At 40.8% G+C, this 15250-nt stretch carries 16 protein-coding genes; 11 read left to right on the top strand and 5 right to left on the bottom strand.

Annotated features, from left to right (window positions below):
- Positions 1 to 28: 28 nt before the first annotated feature.
- Complete coding sequence (locus ACFJIZ_RS09525; RefSeq protein ID WP_379092807.1) at positions 29 to 625, top strand: 2OG-Fe(II) oxygenase; 597 nt, start codon at positions 29 to 31, stop codon at positions 623 to 625.
- On the opposite strand, the gene ACFJIZ_RS09520 is transcribed toward ACFJIZ_RS09525, so the two are convergent.
- Both ACFJIZ_RS09520 and ACFJIZ_RS09515 read right to left on the bottom strand, forming a co-directional pair.
- Positions 626 to 1474, bottom strand: coding sequence for an amidohydrolase family protein (locus ACFJIZ_RS09520; RefSeq protein ID WP_379092804.1), 849 nt, complete (start codon positions 1472 to 1474; stop codon positions 626 to 628).
- Positions 1453 to 1887, bottom strand: a complete 435-nt coding sequence (locus ACFJIZ_RS09515; RefSeq protein ID WP_379092801.1) for a hypothetical protein — start codon at positions 1885 to 1887, stop codon at positions 1453 to 1455. Before ACFJIZ_RS09515 ends, ACFJIZ_RS09520 begins: the two co-directional genes overlap by 22 nt.
- Before the next feature lie 174 nt (positions 1888 to 2061).
- Between ACFJIZ_RS09515 and ACFJIZ_RS09510 the strand changes: the two genes are divergently transcribed.
- Positions 2062 to 3975, top strand: coding sequence for a phosphocholine-specific phospholipase C (locus tag ACFJIZ_RS09510; protein ID WP_379092798.1), 1914 nt, complete (start codon positions 2062 to 2064; stop codon positions 3973 to 3975).
- Positions 3966 to 4574 carry a phospholipase domain-containing protein gene (locus ACFJIZ_RS09505; protein WP_379092795.1) on the top strand — a complete coding sequence of 203 codons (609 nt, stop codon included), beginning with the start codon at positions 3966 to 3968 and terminating at the stop codon, positions 4572 to 4574. Before ACFJIZ_RS09510 ends, ACFJIZ_RS09505 begins: the two co-directional genes overlap by 10 nt.
- 86 nt (positions 4575 to 4660) lie before the next feature.
- On the opposite strand, the gene ACFJIZ_RS09500 is transcribed toward ACFJIZ_RS09505, so the two are convergent.
- Together ACFJIZ_RS09500 and ACFJIZ_RS09495 are read right to left on the bottom strand one after the other, a co-directional pair.
- Positions 4661 to 5380, bottom strand: coding sequence for a LytR/AlgR family response regulator transcription factor (locus ACFJIZ_RS09500; protein WP_379092792.1), 720 nt, complete (start codon positions 5378 to 5380; stop codon positions 4661 to 4663).
- Positions 5377 to 6876, bottom strand: coding sequence for a sensor histidine kinase (locus tag ACFJIZ_RS09495; protein WP_379092789.1), 1500 nt, complete (start codon positions 6874 to 6876; stop codon positions 5377 to 5379). The genes ACFJIZ_RS09500 and ACFJIZ_RS09495 overlap by 4 nt, the downstream gene beginning before the upstream one ends.
- Positions 6877 to 7215: 339 nt before the next feature.
- On the opposite strand from ACFJIZ_RS09495, the gene ACFJIZ_RS09490 reads away from it, so the two are divergent.
- Genes ACFJIZ_RS09490 through ACFJIZ_RS09480 form a run of 3 tightly spaced genes read left to right on the top strand, consistent with a single transcriptional unit; the run spans position 7216 to position 11634 of the window.
- Positions 7216 to 8118, top strand: a complete 903-nt coding sequence (locus ACFJIZ_RS09490) for an ABC transporter ATP-binding protein (RefSeq protein WP_379092786.1) — start codon at positions 7216 to 7218, stop codon at positions 8116 to 8118.
- Between the two features lie 5 nt (positions 8119 to 8123).
- The gene (locus ACFJIZ_RS09485; protein WP_379092783.1) at positions 8124 to 10355 is read left to right on the top strand and encodes an ABC transporter permease; all 2232 of its coding nucleotides are present in this window, start codon (positions 8124 to 8126) and stop codon (positions 10353 to 10355) included.
- Positions 10333 to 11634, top strand: coding sequence for a M1 family aminopeptidase (locus tag ACFJIZ_RS09480; RefSeq protein ID WP_379092780.1), 1302 nt, complete (start codon positions 10333 to 10335; stop codon positions 11632 to 11634). Before ACFJIZ_RS09485 ends, ACFJIZ_RS09480 begins: the two co-directional genes overlap by 23 nt.
- Positions 11635 to 11729: 95 nt before the next feature.
- On the opposite strand, the gene ACFJIZ_RS09475 is transcribed toward ACFJIZ_RS09480, so the two are convergent.
- Positions 11730 to 12155 carry an SRPBCC family protein gene (locus ACFJIZ_RS09475; RefSeq protein WP_379092777.1) on the bottom strand — a complete coding sequence of 142 codons (426 nt, stop codon included), beginning with the start codon at positions 12153 to 12155 and terminating at the stop codon, positions 11730 to 11732.
- A 222-nt stretch (positions 12156 to 12377) separates the two neighbouring features.
- Here ACFJIZ_RS09475 and ACFJIZ_RS09470 point away from each other — a divergent pair, with 222 nt between their 5' ends.
- The 5 genes from ACFJIZ_RS09470 to ACFJIZ_RS09450 all read left to right on the top strand — a co-directional run bounded on the left by ACFJIZ_RS09470 (position 12378) and on the right by ACFJIZ_RS09450 (position 15217).
- Positions 12378 to 12698 (top strand): YciI family protein, encoded by a 321-nt coding sequence (locus tag ACFJIZ_RS09470; protein WP_379093980.1) that lies wholly within the window; start codon positions 12378 to 12380, stop codon positions 12696 to 12698.
- Positions 12699 to 12701: 3 nt separating this feature from the next.
- The gene (locus ACFJIZ_RS09465; RefSeq protein WP_379092774.1) at positions 12702 to 13145 is read left to right on the top strand and encodes a nuclear transport factor 2 family protein; all 444 of its coding nucleotides are present in this window, start codon (positions 12702 to 12704) and stop codon (positions 13143 to 13145) included.
- Between the two features lie 14 nt (positions 13146 to 13159).
- Entirely contained in the window at positions 13160 to 14389 is a 1230-nt protein-coding gene (locus tag ACFJIZ_RS09460; protein WP_379092771.1) for an RNA polymerase sigma factor, read from the top strand.
- Positions 14390 to 14500: 111 nt separating this feature from the next.
- On the top strand, positions 14501 to 14857 hold the full coding sequence (locus tag ACFJIZ_RS09455; protein WP_379092768.1) for a DUF4180 domain-containing protein: 357 nt from the start codon (positions 14501 to 14503) through the stop codon (positions 14855 to 14857).
- Positions 14858 to 14893: 36 nt separating this feature from the next.
- On the top strand, positions 14894 to 15217 hold the full coding sequence (locus tag ACFJIZ_RS09450) for a TfoX/Sxy family protein (RefSeq protein ID WP_379092765.1): 324 nt from the start codon (positions 14894 to 14896) through the stop codon (positions 15215 to 15217).
- The last annotated feature ends 33 nt before the right edge of the window (positions 15218 to 15250 follow it).

Below are 15250 nucleotides of genomic sequence, written 5' to 3'. Positions count from 1 at the left end.
AGGCAATTGGCCAAATTAATCCATTTTATTGGAAAAAATCTTTAATACCCTCATCGATAGTTTCATTGCAAACAAAGTTGGGATAGCAAATGACTTTTTAGATGCCCCACTTGCGGGTCATTTGAAAAACAACCTCATTAATTTATACAAAGACAAATTGTTGCTGGCTGCAGGAACCGGCAATAAAAATACAGTTGTGCACAATAAGTTGGTAAGAAGCGATGTGATCTATTGGTTAGACCGACAACACAACGACCAACACGAAAATGCATTTTTTGAACTGATGGATAGCTTTGTGGCCCATTTAAACCTTACCTGTTATACTGGGATTACGGGTTACGAATTTCATTATACCCTTTACGAAAAAGGGAGTTTCTATCAAAAACACATTGATCAGTTTCAACAAAATGGGAGTAGGGCCTATTCGATGGTGATGTATCTCAATGCAGATTGGAAATTGTCTGATGGAGGAGAGTTGTGTATCTACCACGAAGATAGCCAGCAAAACATTGCACCAGAAAATGGCAAATCGGTTTTTTTTAAAAGCACCGACCTCTTGCACGAAGTGTTGTTGACCCATGTACCCAGGATGAGCATTACAGGTTGGCTAAAAGTGGGTGGATGATCAATTGGATTTATAGATTTTCCCGTCCTTCATCACAAATACAACTGCATTTACCTTTTTGATATCTGTAGAAGGATCGCCTGTTACAGCAATCAGGTCGGCCAGCATCCCTTCACGTAAACGGCCTATTTGATCGCCATAACCAAAAACGCCTGCATTTACAGCAGTAGCCGAGCGCAATACATTGATGGGTTTCATACCATATTCAACCATCAGTTCCATCTCGCGTCCGTTTGTTCCGTGTGTAAAAACACCAACATCACCTCCCATTAAAATGACAACCCCACTTCGCATGGCTGCTGCAAAACTTTTCTTTTTGGCGGTGATCCTTGCTGGCTCTGGGTCTATACCTTTTTTCCAGCCATCGTATTGTAAGGTAGCATCGCTTGCCGCCAATGTAGGGCAAAATGCTACGCCTCGTTCTTTCATCAATTTAAAGATCTCCTCATCGCCCGCATCACCATGTTCAATGGTAGCTACGCCACCCATAACGGCTCTGCGCATGCCCTCTTTGGTCGAAGCATGGGCAACAGTTTGTCGACCACTGCTTTTGGCGATAGCGCTGGCCAGTGCAATGGCATCAATACTAAAAGTAGGGGCGGCCACACCGCCTAATCCCCAACGGTAATCGGCATACAGTTTGATCAGGTCGGCACCTTTGCCAATTTGGCTATACACCTCAGTACTCATCTCGTTCAAGTTGCCAACTTCTGCAGCACCTTGAGGTAGGTCGAGGTCTGCGTTTTTATAATTGGGCCCATAACTACCTTTGGCAACAATCGCTTTGGTAGCCACAATCATTCTTGGTCCTTTGATGATTCCTTTCTCTATGGCTTGTTTGAGGCCCACATCATCATAATCAGCACCCTCGGTTCCAAGATCCTTACAGTTGTAAAACCTGCCAATAAGGTAGCTTGGGCATGCATTACGGCTCTTGCGGTTCGTTCGGCCCTGCTTTCTTTAACAACTTGGTCATTCCATGGTGTTTCATTATAAGGATGCAAAAACAAGTGCGAATGTCCTTCGATCAAACCCGGTAATAAGGTAGTTCCGGGCATTTCGATAACCTTTGTTTTGGCTGGTAGCTTAAAAGTCATGGCCCCAATCGCTTCAATCTTGTTGCCCTTGATCAGCACCACCCAATTTTGGTGCATGTTTTCACCATCAAAAACCTGGGCAGGTTTTAACAAGTATAAAGAATCTTGTTGTGCAAAAGCAGTGGTGCAAAACAATAAAAAGAAGATGGCCGTCAAAGATTTCATTGAGGGAAGATAGGAAAAAGAAATAAAATCCTGCTGGCTCTATCCGTTGATGAGCTGTAACATCGATAATACCATAAACTACCTTTATGTTAATTTAGAGCTAACATCAAATTTAACGGGCGTCGAGATATTTGATTTCGAAAATACCACGGTTTACCCAGTTAAATAGAAATGATGGATTCAAGAAGAGAATTTTTAAAGAAAGCGGCATTGTTATCAGGTAGCGCAGCAATGATGAACATGTTGCCACCAGTTATCCAAAAAGCATTGGCCATTAATCCAGCGCTTGGCAGTACTTTTTACGATGCAGAACACATTGTTTTTTTAATGCAGGAAAACCGCTCATTTGACCATCAATTAGGGACATTACAGGGGGTACGCGGATTTAATGATCCAAGGGCGATCAGCCTGCCCGACAACAATAAGGTTTGGCTACAGACCAACAAAGAAGGCGAAACCTTTGGCCCTTTTCATTTGGATGTTAAAGATACCAAGGTAGCTTGGATGGGCTCTTTACCGCATGGATGGAGCGATCAGACCGATGCCATGAACAATGGTAAATACGACAAATGGCTCGACACCAAAAAAGCACGTAACAAAGCATATGCAAATATGCCTTTGACCATGGGTTATTGCGACCGTTCTGATTTCCCTTTTTACTACTCGCTAGCAGATGCTTTTACCGTTTGCGACCATAATTTCTGTTCGAGCATCACAGGTACACACCCAAACCGCCATTATTGGATGACGGGTACCGTACGTGATCGAAATGAAGTGGCCGCAATGGCACACTTGTGGAATGTAAGCAATTACGACTATCCAGAATTGGATTGGACCACTTATCCAGAGCGTTTAGAAGAAAATGGAGTTTCGTGGAAGGTTTACCAGAATGAGCTGAGCATGGGCTATGGACTAAAAGGAGAGGAGAGTGCTTGGTTGAGCAATTTCGGCACCAATGTACTAGAGTATTTTAAACAATATAATGTGCGCTTGCACGAAGGTGGTATCGCCAATCTGCAGACCAAAAGAGAAAATATCCTTAAACAGATTGCCGATCTTGAAAAACAACCTGTAGACGATAAAACAACACAAAGACTAACAGCCGCCAAAAAAGTATTGGCCAATATAGAGATCGCACAAGGCAAATACACCAAAGATAGTTTCGATAGTTTATCAAAACACGATAAGGCCTTAAACGATAGAGCATTTACCACCAATGTAAATGATCCAGATTACCACGAACTAGATAGCCTGAAATACAATGATAAGGGTACAGAAAGAGAATTAAAAGTACCGAAAGGAGATGTTTTCCATCAGTTTAGGGCGGATGTAAAAAACGGAACTTTACCCACTGTTTCTTGGTTGATGCCACCTGCACATTTTTCAGACCATCCGGGGCAACCTTGGTTTGGACCTTGGTATGTGAGTGAGGCAATGGAGATTTTGTTGCAGAACCCAGAGGTATGGAAAAAGACGATCTTTATCATTACCTATGATGAGAATGATGGTTACTTTGATCACATGCCACCTTACGTAGTACCAAACCCTTACAAAGAAAATACAGGTAAAGTATCTTCAGGCATTGATCCAAAGCTTGATTTTGTAACCAAGGCCCAACAGCACAATCCATCGGCCAACGAAAACAATATTAGAGAAAGTGCCATTGGACTAGGCTATAGAGTTCCCATGATCATTGCTTCTCCGTGGACACGTGGTGGTTTTGTATGCTCAGAAATATTCGACCATACCTCATCATTACAGTTTTTAGAGAACTTTCTAGAAAAGAAACTGAACAAAAAAATCAAAGAAGAAAACATTACCCAATGGCGTCGTACCATTTGTGGAGATCTGAGTTCTGCATTTAGACCATATAATGGCGAAAAGATAAACGGTCCTGAGTTTTTGGATAGGAAAACCTTTATCGAAGGGATTCATCAGGCGCAGTTTAAACAAGTACCTGCAAACTTTAAAAAACTAACACCAGCAGAAGTTGAACAGATCAATAAAGACCAAACAACTTCACCCTATTTGCCGCAACAAGAAAAAGGATCCGTTCGGCCTGCGCCTTACCTTACGAAATGTATGTAAATGCCAGTTTCAACAAAAAAAAGAAACAGGTAGCGCTTGCCTTTAAAGCAGGTAGGATTATTTTTGGAGATAAAGCTGTAGGGTCGCCGTTTAGGGTGTATGCAAGCAATCCTTATCAGCACGAAAAACTAAGGGCATGGGATTACAGTGTAGCCGCGGGCGATACCTTGACAGATGATTGGAACCTCAACGATTTCGAGAATGGTAAATACCACTTAAAGGTTTATGGCCCGAATGGTTTCTTTAGAGAGTTTAAAGGCGATGCCAATAACCCTTTGCTACAGATTACCTGCGATCTGGAAAGAAGTAGACTCAATGCCACAAAAGCAACCGGAAATGTATTGGTTAGCATTGTAAATAAAGATAAGAAGTCGCACGCCATTAGCATTAACGACAATAGTTACAACACTGGGAGTCAGACAAAAATTATTGCCGCAGGCACAAAAATGAGTGTGGTACTTAACCTCAGCAAAAACCATAACTGGTACGATTTCAGCATCAAGCTAAAAGACTACCACGATTTTGAAGAAAGATTTGCCGGACACGTTGAAACAGGCGAAGTAACTAAAACTGATCCGTTAATGGGTAGAATGGTTTGATAAAAAGAACTGACCATTGTAATGTAATGTGTTGTCATATAATGTGGTTCGTGAGGGCACGAACCACAAAAGATCAAAACAATAAGTTATTCCTCAATGTCCAACAATTGTTTAATAATTGGCTTATAGTTTTTGCCAATGGGCACTTGATTACCATTCTTTAAAAAGATTACGTTACCTTCCATGTAATGGACAAACTTTTTGTTCAAGATAAAAGACTTATGGATTCGAATAAAGGTATCACGAGGTAATTGCTCTTCAAAGCTGCTTAGCGTTCTGGGTGTTAAAAGAAACTCAGTGTCGCCCCAAACCTTTACATAATTACCCAAACTTTCCAGATATTGGAGGTCGGCAAGTTTCACCAACACATGTCGTTTATCAGACTTGATCGAAATCTGTTCACCCTCATTGTTAGCGCCAGAAGAAGCATTTCCGGCCTTACTCTTCAGTTCGTGACTTTCCAACGCTCTGTTAACTGCCTTTAAAAAACGATCAAATCTAAAAGGTTTCAACAAGTAATCACAAACAGCAAGGTCGAAACTTTCTAAAGCATACTCTTCATAAGCAGAAGTGATCATCACCAATGGCTGATGTTTCAACGTCCTTAAAAAATCCAGACCCGTAAGTTTGGGCATCCTGATGTCCAAAAAGATCAAGTCAATTTCGGTACTGCTTAAAAATTCGAAAGCCTCTGTTGCTCGGTAACATTGACCACATATTTCCAAAAAGGGAATATCCTTACTATACTCTAAGATCACCTCATGTGCCAAAGGTTCATCATCTATAATTAAACAACGTAAGCTCATGCTAATTTCAAATATAGTACTGCCTTAAAAATAGTATTATTTGAGCTGATATCCAATGTATAGGCCTTTGGATATAGGAGTTCCAACCTTTTCTTTAAGTTATCCAAACCTATCCCAGGTTTTTGTTTAGTTTCTTCAGGTTCTATCGAATTTTCGCAAACAAACCTAAGTTCCTGATCAGTGCAGGTCAACGACAGATTTAGAAAAGCAACCTCTTCGGCAGGTTCAATGCCATGTTTAAAAGCATTTTCTACCAATACAATGAATAACAAAGGCGCTAGTTGTACCCGCTCATTTTCAATCTGTTTATTAAACTCCAACCGCAAAGGCTTTTTTAAACGGATTTGTTGCAGGTCGATATAATCTTCCAGGTATTTAAGCTCTTGCGCAATACTTACCCTGTCTTCCTGTCCTTTATAAATGGTATAACGCATCAATTCCGAAAGCTGTAGGATACTTTCAGAGGTTTTCTCAGACTTCTGCAAACTCAAGGCATACAGATTGTTTAAGGTATTGAAAAAGAAATGAGGATTGAGCTGTTGTTTCAATAGATCTAATTCCGTCCGCGATTTCTCCCTTTCCAAGCTCAGGATATGCGTATTCTGTTTGCCCCATTGCAAAGCCAGAACAATAGGCAAGCTTAAGGCAATGATCACCATGGCACCGAAACCATTCTCCAACAAGAAAGGGTTGAGCGAAAAAATGTCACGACCAAAAACCTGATTGATCGGCATCAAGATCAATAACTGCCCTACAATCGGGTATAATATCGCAACGGCAGCCAATGCACTTAAGATATAAAGCACCAATCCTTTTTGCTTTAATATTTTAGACACCAATATCCTGCTGTTCAATAAAAAGAACAGGTAACCTGCCAAGTACATCAATAAAAATTGGATCATGAACCCCAAGAAAGTCCAGAAATGGGTAATTAACCTTGTAGGCACAAATACAAAACCTACCAACAGCCTATCTTTGGTATCATATTCTGGGTTGCCAATACTTGATACCGCCATGGTCGAAATAATGAGTGCAAATAAGATAAGGCTCACCAGTACAGCATTCTCCAAACCTATTTTTTTGATCCATTTGATGTGTTGTACCCTCTTTACATAAAAATAATTGCCCAATAAAACCACTTCCAATAAGAAACTGCAAAGAGCAGCACCAATAAAGAGCATAGAATCATAACCAGAAAATAAGAAGATACTGGCCACCGTTAATAGAGGCAGCGCTACCAAAAACGAACCAACCCAGTACAGCAAAAACCTGCTTTTGTTAAAGTTGGCCAAACGATTAGGCTTATGCCAGGAAAAAACAAGCCCTGTAAGTTGTGTTGGTAGAAGAACCAATAACGTTGTAAGGTAGGTCGTCCAAGAAACGGCATCCTTTTCCTGCACCTGAAAGATACCAAACCACAACCACAGCCCCACAAAAGCCAAAAAATCGGTATACTTAAGTACAAACTTAGACAGACTAAAAGAAGTATTCATCATGTTAAAATAATAAAAGAACAACAAAAATGCGAAGCCACGAAATCTAAATGATGAAAGTAGCGATAATGATGATGAAAGGTTTATTGTCTTCAACGGGCTCAGATTGAAATTAGTCATTGGTTCAATTGTTCATTAGTCATTGGTTCAATCGTTCATTAGTCATCAGTCATTGGTTCAATTGTTTATTAGTCATTGGTAAAATAACCCATCTTACATTTTCCCTTTTACATCTTCCATCAAACCTTCCCGCCGTTCGTCACTATTTTCCTTTCCTTCATCACTTAAATTTATCCAGCCCAAGTCTGCAGCCTAATTTGCGCCATCATAATAAAAATAAACATGGAAAGACTGATCATACAAAACCTTAGCAAAAACTATAACAATGGTGTAAAAGCACTCGATAATGTTTCTTTGGCCATTACTAATGGAATGTTTGGCCTGCTTGGACCCAATGGTGCGGGAAAATCGACCTTGATGCGTACGCTTGCTACCTTACAATTACCTGATGCTGGTAAAATATTTTTTGACGGAAACGATGTGCTTCAAAATCCACAGCAGATGCGTGCACAATTGGGTTATCTGCCACAAGATTTTGGTGTGTATCCTAAAATATCGGCAACAGACCTGCTTAACCACATGGCCATTTTAAAAGGTTTGCAAAACAAGAACGAAAGGAACGAGCAAGTAAAGGCCCTGTTGCAACAGACCAATCTGTACGAAGTACGGAAAAGGTCGGTAAGTACCTTTTCTGGCGGGATGAGACAACGCTTTGGGATCGCACAAGCCTTATTGGGCAACCCCCAATTGATCATAGTGGATGAACCAACTGCCGGATTAGATCCTTTAGAACGCAACCGCTTCCACGACCTGTTGAACGAAATTGGCGAACAAAGAGTGGTAATGCTCTCTACACATATTGTAGAAGACGTAAACGACCTTTGTCCAGAAACCGCCATTTTGGCCAATGGCAAATTGATCCTGCAAGGCAAACCAGCAGCGCTAACCGAAAAGTTAAAAGGACAGGTTTGGCGCAAGGAAATCGAAAAAGCCACCTTGAGCAATTACCAATCCTCATTTAATGTCATTTCTACAAGGATTGTTGCAGGTAAGATCCAAGTCTATGTATTGGCAGAACATAACCCAGGCGAAGGTTTCCAGCCGTTTTATCCTGGATTGGAAGAAGTGTATTTTGCTGCATTGTTTGGTGTGCAGAACAGAGCAAAGGAGGCCGCATCATGTTAAGTTCAATGCTGAAATTCGAGCTAAAATATCATTTTGGTCAGCTTTCTTATATCATCGCAGCGCTATTGTTTTTGGTGTTGGGTTGTTTCGCAGCCGTTCAGGGAGGTTTTGGAGGAAGCGAAATCCATAAAAATGCACCCTATGTGATCAACAATATCGTAGCCCTATTTTCTTTACTCTCCATTTTTGCTGGAACACTTTTTGGTGCCAATGTGGTGTTAAGAGATGTAATCTACAAAATGGACTCAGTGATATTCACTACCTCGGTTAAACGCTTTCCTTATTTTACCGTTAGGTTTTTGGGTTTGCTGATTGCCGTTTTTTCGCTATTGGTGATTACGGTGATTGGTATATGGATAGGAACATTTTTTGTAGATGGTAGTCTGTTAGGCCCATTTAAGCTGATCGATTACGTGTACCCTTTACTTATTTTTGGTCTGCCAAATGTGCTTTTTGCAACAAGTTTGATCTTTTGTACAGCCATTATCACCAAAAACGTTCGGGCCATTTATGCAGCAGGTGTATTGTTGTACATTTTGTATATGGTGGCCTCTATTTTGGGTAATTCGCCATTATTGGCCAGCTCTGTAAAGACCAACGATCCAAGTATGTTGCCCTTTTTGATCGATCCATTTGGTTTGGCTTCTTTCTTTAGCGATACAAGAAAATGGTCAGACCTGCAACGCAACCAACAACTCTTTCCCATTAAAGAAGTTTTCTTGGCCAATCGCCTGTTGTGGTTATCCTTTAGTGGTTTGGTCATAACCATCAGTTATCGGCTGTTTAACTTTAGGTTGCAGACCCAAGGTCAAACCAAACAAAAAACAAAAGCCCAAAAGGAAATTAAAATAGTTGCATTTAAACATTTTAATGTTTCCCCAGCAGGTTTTGCTTATAACTTTGCCGCATTTAGGTCGCAATTTAAGTTAGAAGTGATCTCGCTATTCAAACATATCCCATTTATGGTGATGCTGTTGTTATGGATCTTCATTTTTGCTGTAGAACTGAAAGACTCCATTCTACATGGCCCGTATGGTATTAAATATTACCCAACAACAGCTGCGATCATCGAAGAGATGCGCTCCATGAAATTCGGATTGGTATTGCTTATATTTTATGCAGCAGAACTGATCGGCAGAGAAAGAACCGCCAACATCCAAGGGCTGGTTTACAGTACGCCCGTTAAGAATAGTGTATTATGGGGTGCCAAATGTTTAACCTTGGGTGTACTGGTACTTGTACTGGTAACTGCAAATATTGGTATTGGCGTTTGCCTGCAGGTATTTAATGGATATTTCGATATTGAGCTGCCCCAATACCTTTCGCTCTACTACTATAGTGCATTTCCGCTACTGCTGTTTATCATCCTAATTATTTTTGTACAAAACCTAACCGCCAATAAATATGTAGGCATGATGTTGAGCATGGTGGTAGTTTTTCTATTTTTGTTTGCACCTAGACTTGGCATAGAACACTATCTTTTAAGGTTTGCTACCGTGCCTGATCTTCAGTTCTCGTCTTTTAACAACTTTGGGCACTATGCCAAGGCATTTGATTGGTACATGTTATATTGGACAGGTTTTGCAGTCATTCTTGCTGTATTGACCATTGGCATGTGGCAAAGTAGCACACAACGCACATTTTTAGATCGTTTAAGATTCGTACCTCAATCCATTTGGAGATCAAAATTTGTGGTACTCATTGGAGCCATCATCTGGGTCGCTTGTGGTGCATTTATTTACCAGCAGACCAATGTTATCGGCAAATATCAGAACAAACAAACAGCACTCCAATGGAAAATCGATTATGAAAAGAAATACAAACGTTTTGCCGAACTGCCACAACCCATGGTCAAAAGCATTAAAACACAGGTAGACCTATTTACCGACGAAGGAAAATATCAGGTAAAAGGAACCTACCAGCTCAAAAATGAAAGTGGACAACCTATTAGCAAGTTATGGATCAGTTTAAACCCTGCAGTTACCTATTTTGATATTGAAATTGCCAATGCCGAAAAACAAGCGATAGACCAGACCTATAACCAACAATTCATTAACCTGAAAAGCCCATTACAGCCGGGTGCAGAACTAAAAATGGACTTCTCGTTTGAGGTAGTCAGGTCTGGCTTTGTTCCTTTTGACAGCGAAAATTCTGTGGTGTCTAATGGTTCATACATCGAAATGGAGAAGTTTGTGCCCCGTTTTGGCTACAACTATGGATTGGAGAATCGAGGATGAACGATTAAGAAAAACAGCTGGATTACCTCCTTTCTCTATTACCGAATCAACAGACCGCGACTATCATTTGGTCAATTTGGAAACTACCATTTCTACTGCTCCAGATCAACAAGTGGTTACCGTAGGTACATTGCAAAAATCGTGGATAGCCAATAACCGTTGCTATTTTACCTATCAAACCGACAAGCCTATCAGGTTTATGTTTGCATTGAGTTCGGCACGTTACCAAGTTAAAACAGAAAACCACAAAGGGATTACCCTACGTGTGTATTACCAAGCTGGGCACGAACAAAATGTAAAGACCATGTTTAGGGCCATTAAAGATGCCTTGGACTATGGGAGTGACAATTTTAGTCCTTATCCTTTAAAACAATTCGCCTTGGCAGAGATCCCACAATACAAAGGAGCAGCAACAGCTTACATGGGCGTGGTTTTCAATGCAGAAAGGATCAATTACCTAACTGATTTTAGCGATGAAAATAAGGTAAATCAGAGTTATGCCATTACTGCACACGAAGTAGCACACCAGTGGTGGGCAAATCAACTGGCACCTGTTGATGGACCAGGAGCCCCGATGTTGACAGAATCATTGGCCAAGTATACCGAGGCTGTGCTATTAGAAAAGAACTTTGGTAAAATGTACCTGAGCAATTACCTAAAAGACGACAATAACATCTATTTCTTAAACCAAGATCCCAATGAAAAGGAATTTCCATTGGCACAGACCTATCAACAAAATCATGTACATTACCAAAAAGGAGGGCTGGCAATGTATGCAGCAAAAGAAATCTTAGGAGAAGAAGCTGTGAACCAGACTTTGCGCAATCTGATTGCGCAACATGAAAATCCGAATCCAAAAGCCAAACCCGAAGACCTGATTGCAGCACTCTATCAATTGGCACCTGCCAACCAGAAAAAGTTTATAGACGATAGTTTTCATCAGGTAGTTACCTATCAACTGAATGTGAAGGTACTGGCCTGCAAAGCAATTGAAAATGGCAAGTACAAAGTAGACCTACAGGTAGGGTCAGCCGAGCATAAACAAGGTGTAGACAAACTGCTAAAGCCAGATATGGATATAGACTTGGCTTTTTTTGATCAAGCAGACTTAGATTGGAACAAAAACACCAAACCCATCTACTTCAAAAAGATCCGCTTTGATCAACAAGAAACAAAGTTGAGCATTGTATTGGATAAAAAACCAAAGGCCGTGGCTATTGACCCTTACGGCTACCTGTTGGATGGAAATTTGGCAGACAACATCCAGACCATTAAATAGACCAACCTCAACATGCAAAAGCATAGGCGCTGAATACCTCAAATGGTAATCGGGGCCTATTGTTTTAAATAAGACTTCGCTTTTGTGTGGATTAACTAAAGGTTCTCTGCGTATTTTTTAAAATTGTTCAAGATAGATTGCCATCCACCTTGTTGCATTTCAATAGGGTTTTGGTCTTCAGCATCAAAAGTTTCAACAATAGCTGTTGTATCCCCGTTGCTGGTAAAAGAAATCTTTACCGTTCTTCCATCAGCCATTACATAGGCAATCGTCTGGTGTTCTTCAACCGCGGTGTATACTCCCTCAAAGTCAAAGCTAAAACTACCATCTTTGGCGGCCATGGTGGTTTTAAACTTTCCATCTTTACGTAGGTCATTGTCGGCATAAGGTGCATGCCAATCATCAGAAGCATTGGTCCATTTGGTAATGTGTTCAGGATTGGTCCATGCCTCCCAAACAGTGGCGATTGGTGCATTTATAGTTGCTTGTACCGTAATGGCGGTTCTATTTTTAGTTTCCATATTTCAATGTTTAATCAATAACCTAAAGGTAAAGCAACTTTTTAAAACGCAGCAGGCTAAATGCGACATTTATAGGGGCCAAAACTGTCCTTTTTTAACCCCGTGTTAAGATTTGTAACTGAAATGGAAATTGTTGAAAATAAATTTGAGGAAGATGTCCGGAAACGTTGAACTTTAGCTACTATACCAAAAACAAAAGCATGAAAAAATTTTTATTACTGAATCCGCGAGGACATTGCCCGCTTACAACAACTATCTGAACAAGAAATGGAACAAGACATTGCAGAAATGAATACCTGGGTTGAAGAATTGGCCAAACAGGATCTTTTTGTTAGCGGAGAACCCTTAGAAAATGAATCGAAACTGGTAGGGCAGGTTGCAACAGATGGACCATTCTTAGAAGCCAGAGAAGGTATTAGTGGTTACCTGATCATCATGGCCAAAGATCTTGAGCAAGCAGCAATGTTGGCTGGTCAATGTCCACATGTATTGCAGCAAAAGATAAGCATAGAAGTGCGTCCGATCATGAACATTGAAAACTAAGCAATGATGAAGATACCTTATTTTGCAGGCCTGTTAATGGGCCTGCTTTTGCTATTGGGCTGCGCAGAAAAAAAAGACCCACAGACAGCAATTACCAGCGCTAATCTTAAAACAGCAACCGCAATGTTCGATGCCTTTAACCAGCACGATTGGAACAAGATGGCGAGCTTTTATGCCGCAGATGCCAAATTTCTGGATCCGGCCTATGGCATAGATTGGGTAAAGAAAAACAAAACAGAGCTGATGGCCAATTATGCAGCAATGCAAAAGGTTTCGCCAGATATCAAAGACCAAATCAGCGCCATATTTGCGGGCGATGACAAAGTGAGTATACAGTTTACCTCTAGTGGCACAACCGAAGGGCATCAATGGATATTACCGATCAGCACCATTCTCACTTTCAAAGATGGAAAGATCATCAGTGACGCTACTTATTACGATAAGTAGGATATTTGTGGGCAATGGACAACGGAACTACAGCAATATTGGCCAAACTCTACCGAAACCATTTTGGTAAGCTGCTCAGTAACTTGATCTACCATACGGGAATCAAGGATATTGCGGTATGCGAAGATATTGTGCAAGAAGCTTTTGCCATTGCTGCCGAAAAATGGCCCCAAGAACTGCCAACGCATCCAGAAGCCTGGTTGTATAAGACCATTAGAAACATGGCCTATACCAGCCTAAAGAATGCAGACCGAAAACGCTTGTTTGAAGAAACCTACCAAATTGCCGATCTAGAGGTAGATAATGAACAACAGTTGCTCAAAGTGCTTTATGTATGTATCAGATCCGCATTTTCGCCCAAGATCCAATTGGTGGTGGCTCTGAGGTATATCAATGGCCTTCAGGTAAAACGCATAGCAGCCTTATTGGGTACAGATGAAGATACAATCTCTAAGATATTGTACCGTTGGCGGTCCCAAAGCAAAAACCATCAATGGAATTTTGACCAAGAAGTAGACTTTAACAACGAACCACAGTTAAAGATGGTACTCAAGATCGTGTATGTAATGTTTACCGAAGGATTTAGGCTCTCTGCAAAGGGAGCTCTTACCGATCAGGCCCTGTGCGAAGATGCGTTGAGTATTTTGCAGACCTTGATTAAGATGAAGGTAAAAGCAGCTGGCGAAGTGAAGGCCCTATATGCATTGATGCTCTATCATTTGGCACGGGCATGCTCAAGGCTCAATGATATAGACGAACTGGTAGAGCTGGCGCAGCAAGACCGATCCTGTTGGAACAAAGAAATGATTGCCGTAGCCAATACCTACCTATTGGAATCGAAAAGAGAAGCTCAAAAAGAGACTCCCTATCAGATTGAAGCGGCCATTGCCTACTTACATACCACTGCAGCAACATTCGACGCCATCAACTGGTCGCAGATCGCAGTGCTGTATGCCAAACTACAACAATTGAATCCTTCGCCGTTTACGTTGTTGAACCATGCTGCGGCCCTATACCTTGGTAAAAAACATGAAGACGCCATCCGCCTACTTGAACAATTGAGCGCCAACAAATTCTTTAAGAATCATCATTTGCTCCATTGTTTTTGGGCAAAAGTGTACAAAGACCAACATGAGCTTGCAAAAGCATTAAGGAGTTACCAGCAGGCCCTCCATTGTCAGGTTAGCCCATTAGAAGCACAGTTTATCCAAAAGAAAATTGCAGAGATCCACCTGTTAAATTAAGCCCTAGGTAAAGCCGCTTTTATTGGGGAGAAAAACTATTTCATTATTTGTGTGTGAAGAAACTTTTGGATATTTTGTGCTCAATTGTTAGTACATAACAAATTATAGCGAATGAACATCCAGACCCATAACATCAACGATACAGAAATTGCAGAGATAACCTCAGACCAAATCATCATCCAGAATGTTGAAGATGCCTTAGACCTGCTGGGGAATGTTTATTACCAAGGTTTCGATAGGATGATTCTCCACCAAAAGAACATCACTATAGACTTTTTCGACCTAAAGAATAAAATGGCGGGAGAGATCCTCCAAAAGTTTTCTACTTATCGTGTCCGTTTGGCTATTGTAGGCGATTTCTCAGCATTTACCAGCAAAAGTTTAAAAGACTTTATTTACGAAAGCAACAATGGAAAGCAGGTTAACTTTGTGACTTCTGTTGAGGCAGCGGTAGCTGCATTAAAATAAAAACGATACCTTCTATTTACCTAATGACCAAATCAAATGGCTTCAGACCAAAAATTTGTAGATTTTGTTTTAGAACAACTCGAAAATGTAGGAAACCTTAGCGCTAAAAAGATGTTCGGCGAATATGGTATCTATGCAGATGAGAAAATATTCGCATTGATCAGCGACAATAAGCTGTTCATCAAACCAACCGAAGCCGGACGGACATTTATTGGCGAGGTGGTGGAAGCTCCTCCATACCCTGGTGCCAAACCGAGTTTTTTAATTGAAGACAAAATTGAAGACCGTGAATGGTTAAGCGAATTGGTAAGGGTTACGGTAAAAGAATTGCCTATGCCGAAGCCAAAGAGGAAGAAATAGGGTAGAAAAGTTAAGTAGTTCAAAATCTTTAAT

It is taken from the genome of Pedobacter sp. UC225_65 (genome assembly GCF_042698365.1).
Taxonomy (GTDB): domain Bacteria; phylum Bacteroidota; class Bacteroidia; order Sphingobacteriales; family Sphingobacteriaceae; genus Pedobacter.
Note: the sequence above shows the minus strand (reverse complement) of the source record. Positions and strands in the feature narration are given on the sequence as shown.

What these genes read in the sequence shown, in the direction of transcription:
- ACFJIZ_RS09480 (WP_379092780.1), top strand. Translation starts at nt 10,333, where the DNA reads ATGGATTGGAGAATCGAGGATGAACGATTAAGAAAAACAGCTGGATTA.
- ACFJIZ_RS09515 (WP_379092801.1), bottom strand. Translation starts at nt 1,887, where the DNA reads ATGAAATCTTTGACGGCCATCTTCTTTTTATTGTTTTGCACCACTGCT.
- ACFJIZ_RS09490 (WP_379092786.1), top strand. Translation starts at nt 7,216, where the DNA reads ATGGAAAGACTGATCATACAAAACCTTAGCAAAAACTATAACAATGGT.
- ACFJIZ_RS09455 (WP_379092768.1), top strand. Translation starts at nt 14,501, where the DNA reads ATGAACATCCAGACCCATAACATCAACGATACAGAAATTGCAGAGATA.
- ACFJIZ_RS09465 (WP_379092774.1), top strand. Translation starts at nt 12,702, where the DNA reads ATGATGAAGATACCTTATTTTGCAGGCCTGTTAATGGGCCTGCTTTTG.
- ACFJIZ_RS09495 (WP_379092789.1), bottom strand. Translation starts at nt 6,876, where the DNA reads ATGATGAATACTTCTTTTAGTCTGTCTAAGTTTGTACTTAAGTATACC.
- ACFJIZ_RS09460 (WP_379092771.1), top strand. Translation starts at nt 13,160, where the DNA reads ATGGACAACGGAACTACAGCAATATTGGCCAAACTCTACCGAAACCAT.
- ACFJIZ_RS09500 (WP_379092792.1), bottom strand. Translation starts at nt 5,380, where the DNA reads ATGAGCTTACGTTGTTTAATTATAGATGATGAACCTTTGGCACATGAG.
- ACFJIZ_RS09505 (WP_379092795.1), top strand. Translation starts at nt 3,966, where the DNA reads ATGTATGTAAATGCCAGTTTCAACAAAAAAAAGAAACAGGTAGCGCTT.
- ACFJIZ_RS09450 (WP_379092765.1), top strand. Translation starts at nt 14,894, where the DNA reads ATGGCTTCAGACCAAAAATTTGTAGATTTTGTTTTAGAACAACTCGAA.
- ACFJIZ_RS09475 (WP_379092777.1), bottom strand. Translation starts at nt 12,155, where the DNA reads ATGGAAACTAAAAATAGAACCGCCATTACGGTACAAGCAACTATAAAT.
- ACFJIZ_RS09485 (WP_379092783.1), top strand. Translation starts at nt 8,124, where the DNA reads ATGCTGAAATTCGAGCTAAAATATCATTTTGGTCAGCTTTCTTATATC.
- ACFJIZ_RS09510 (WP_379092798.1), top strand. Translation starts at nt 2,062, where the DNA reads ATGGATTCAAGAAGAGAATTTTTAAAGAAAGCGGCATTGTTATCAGGT.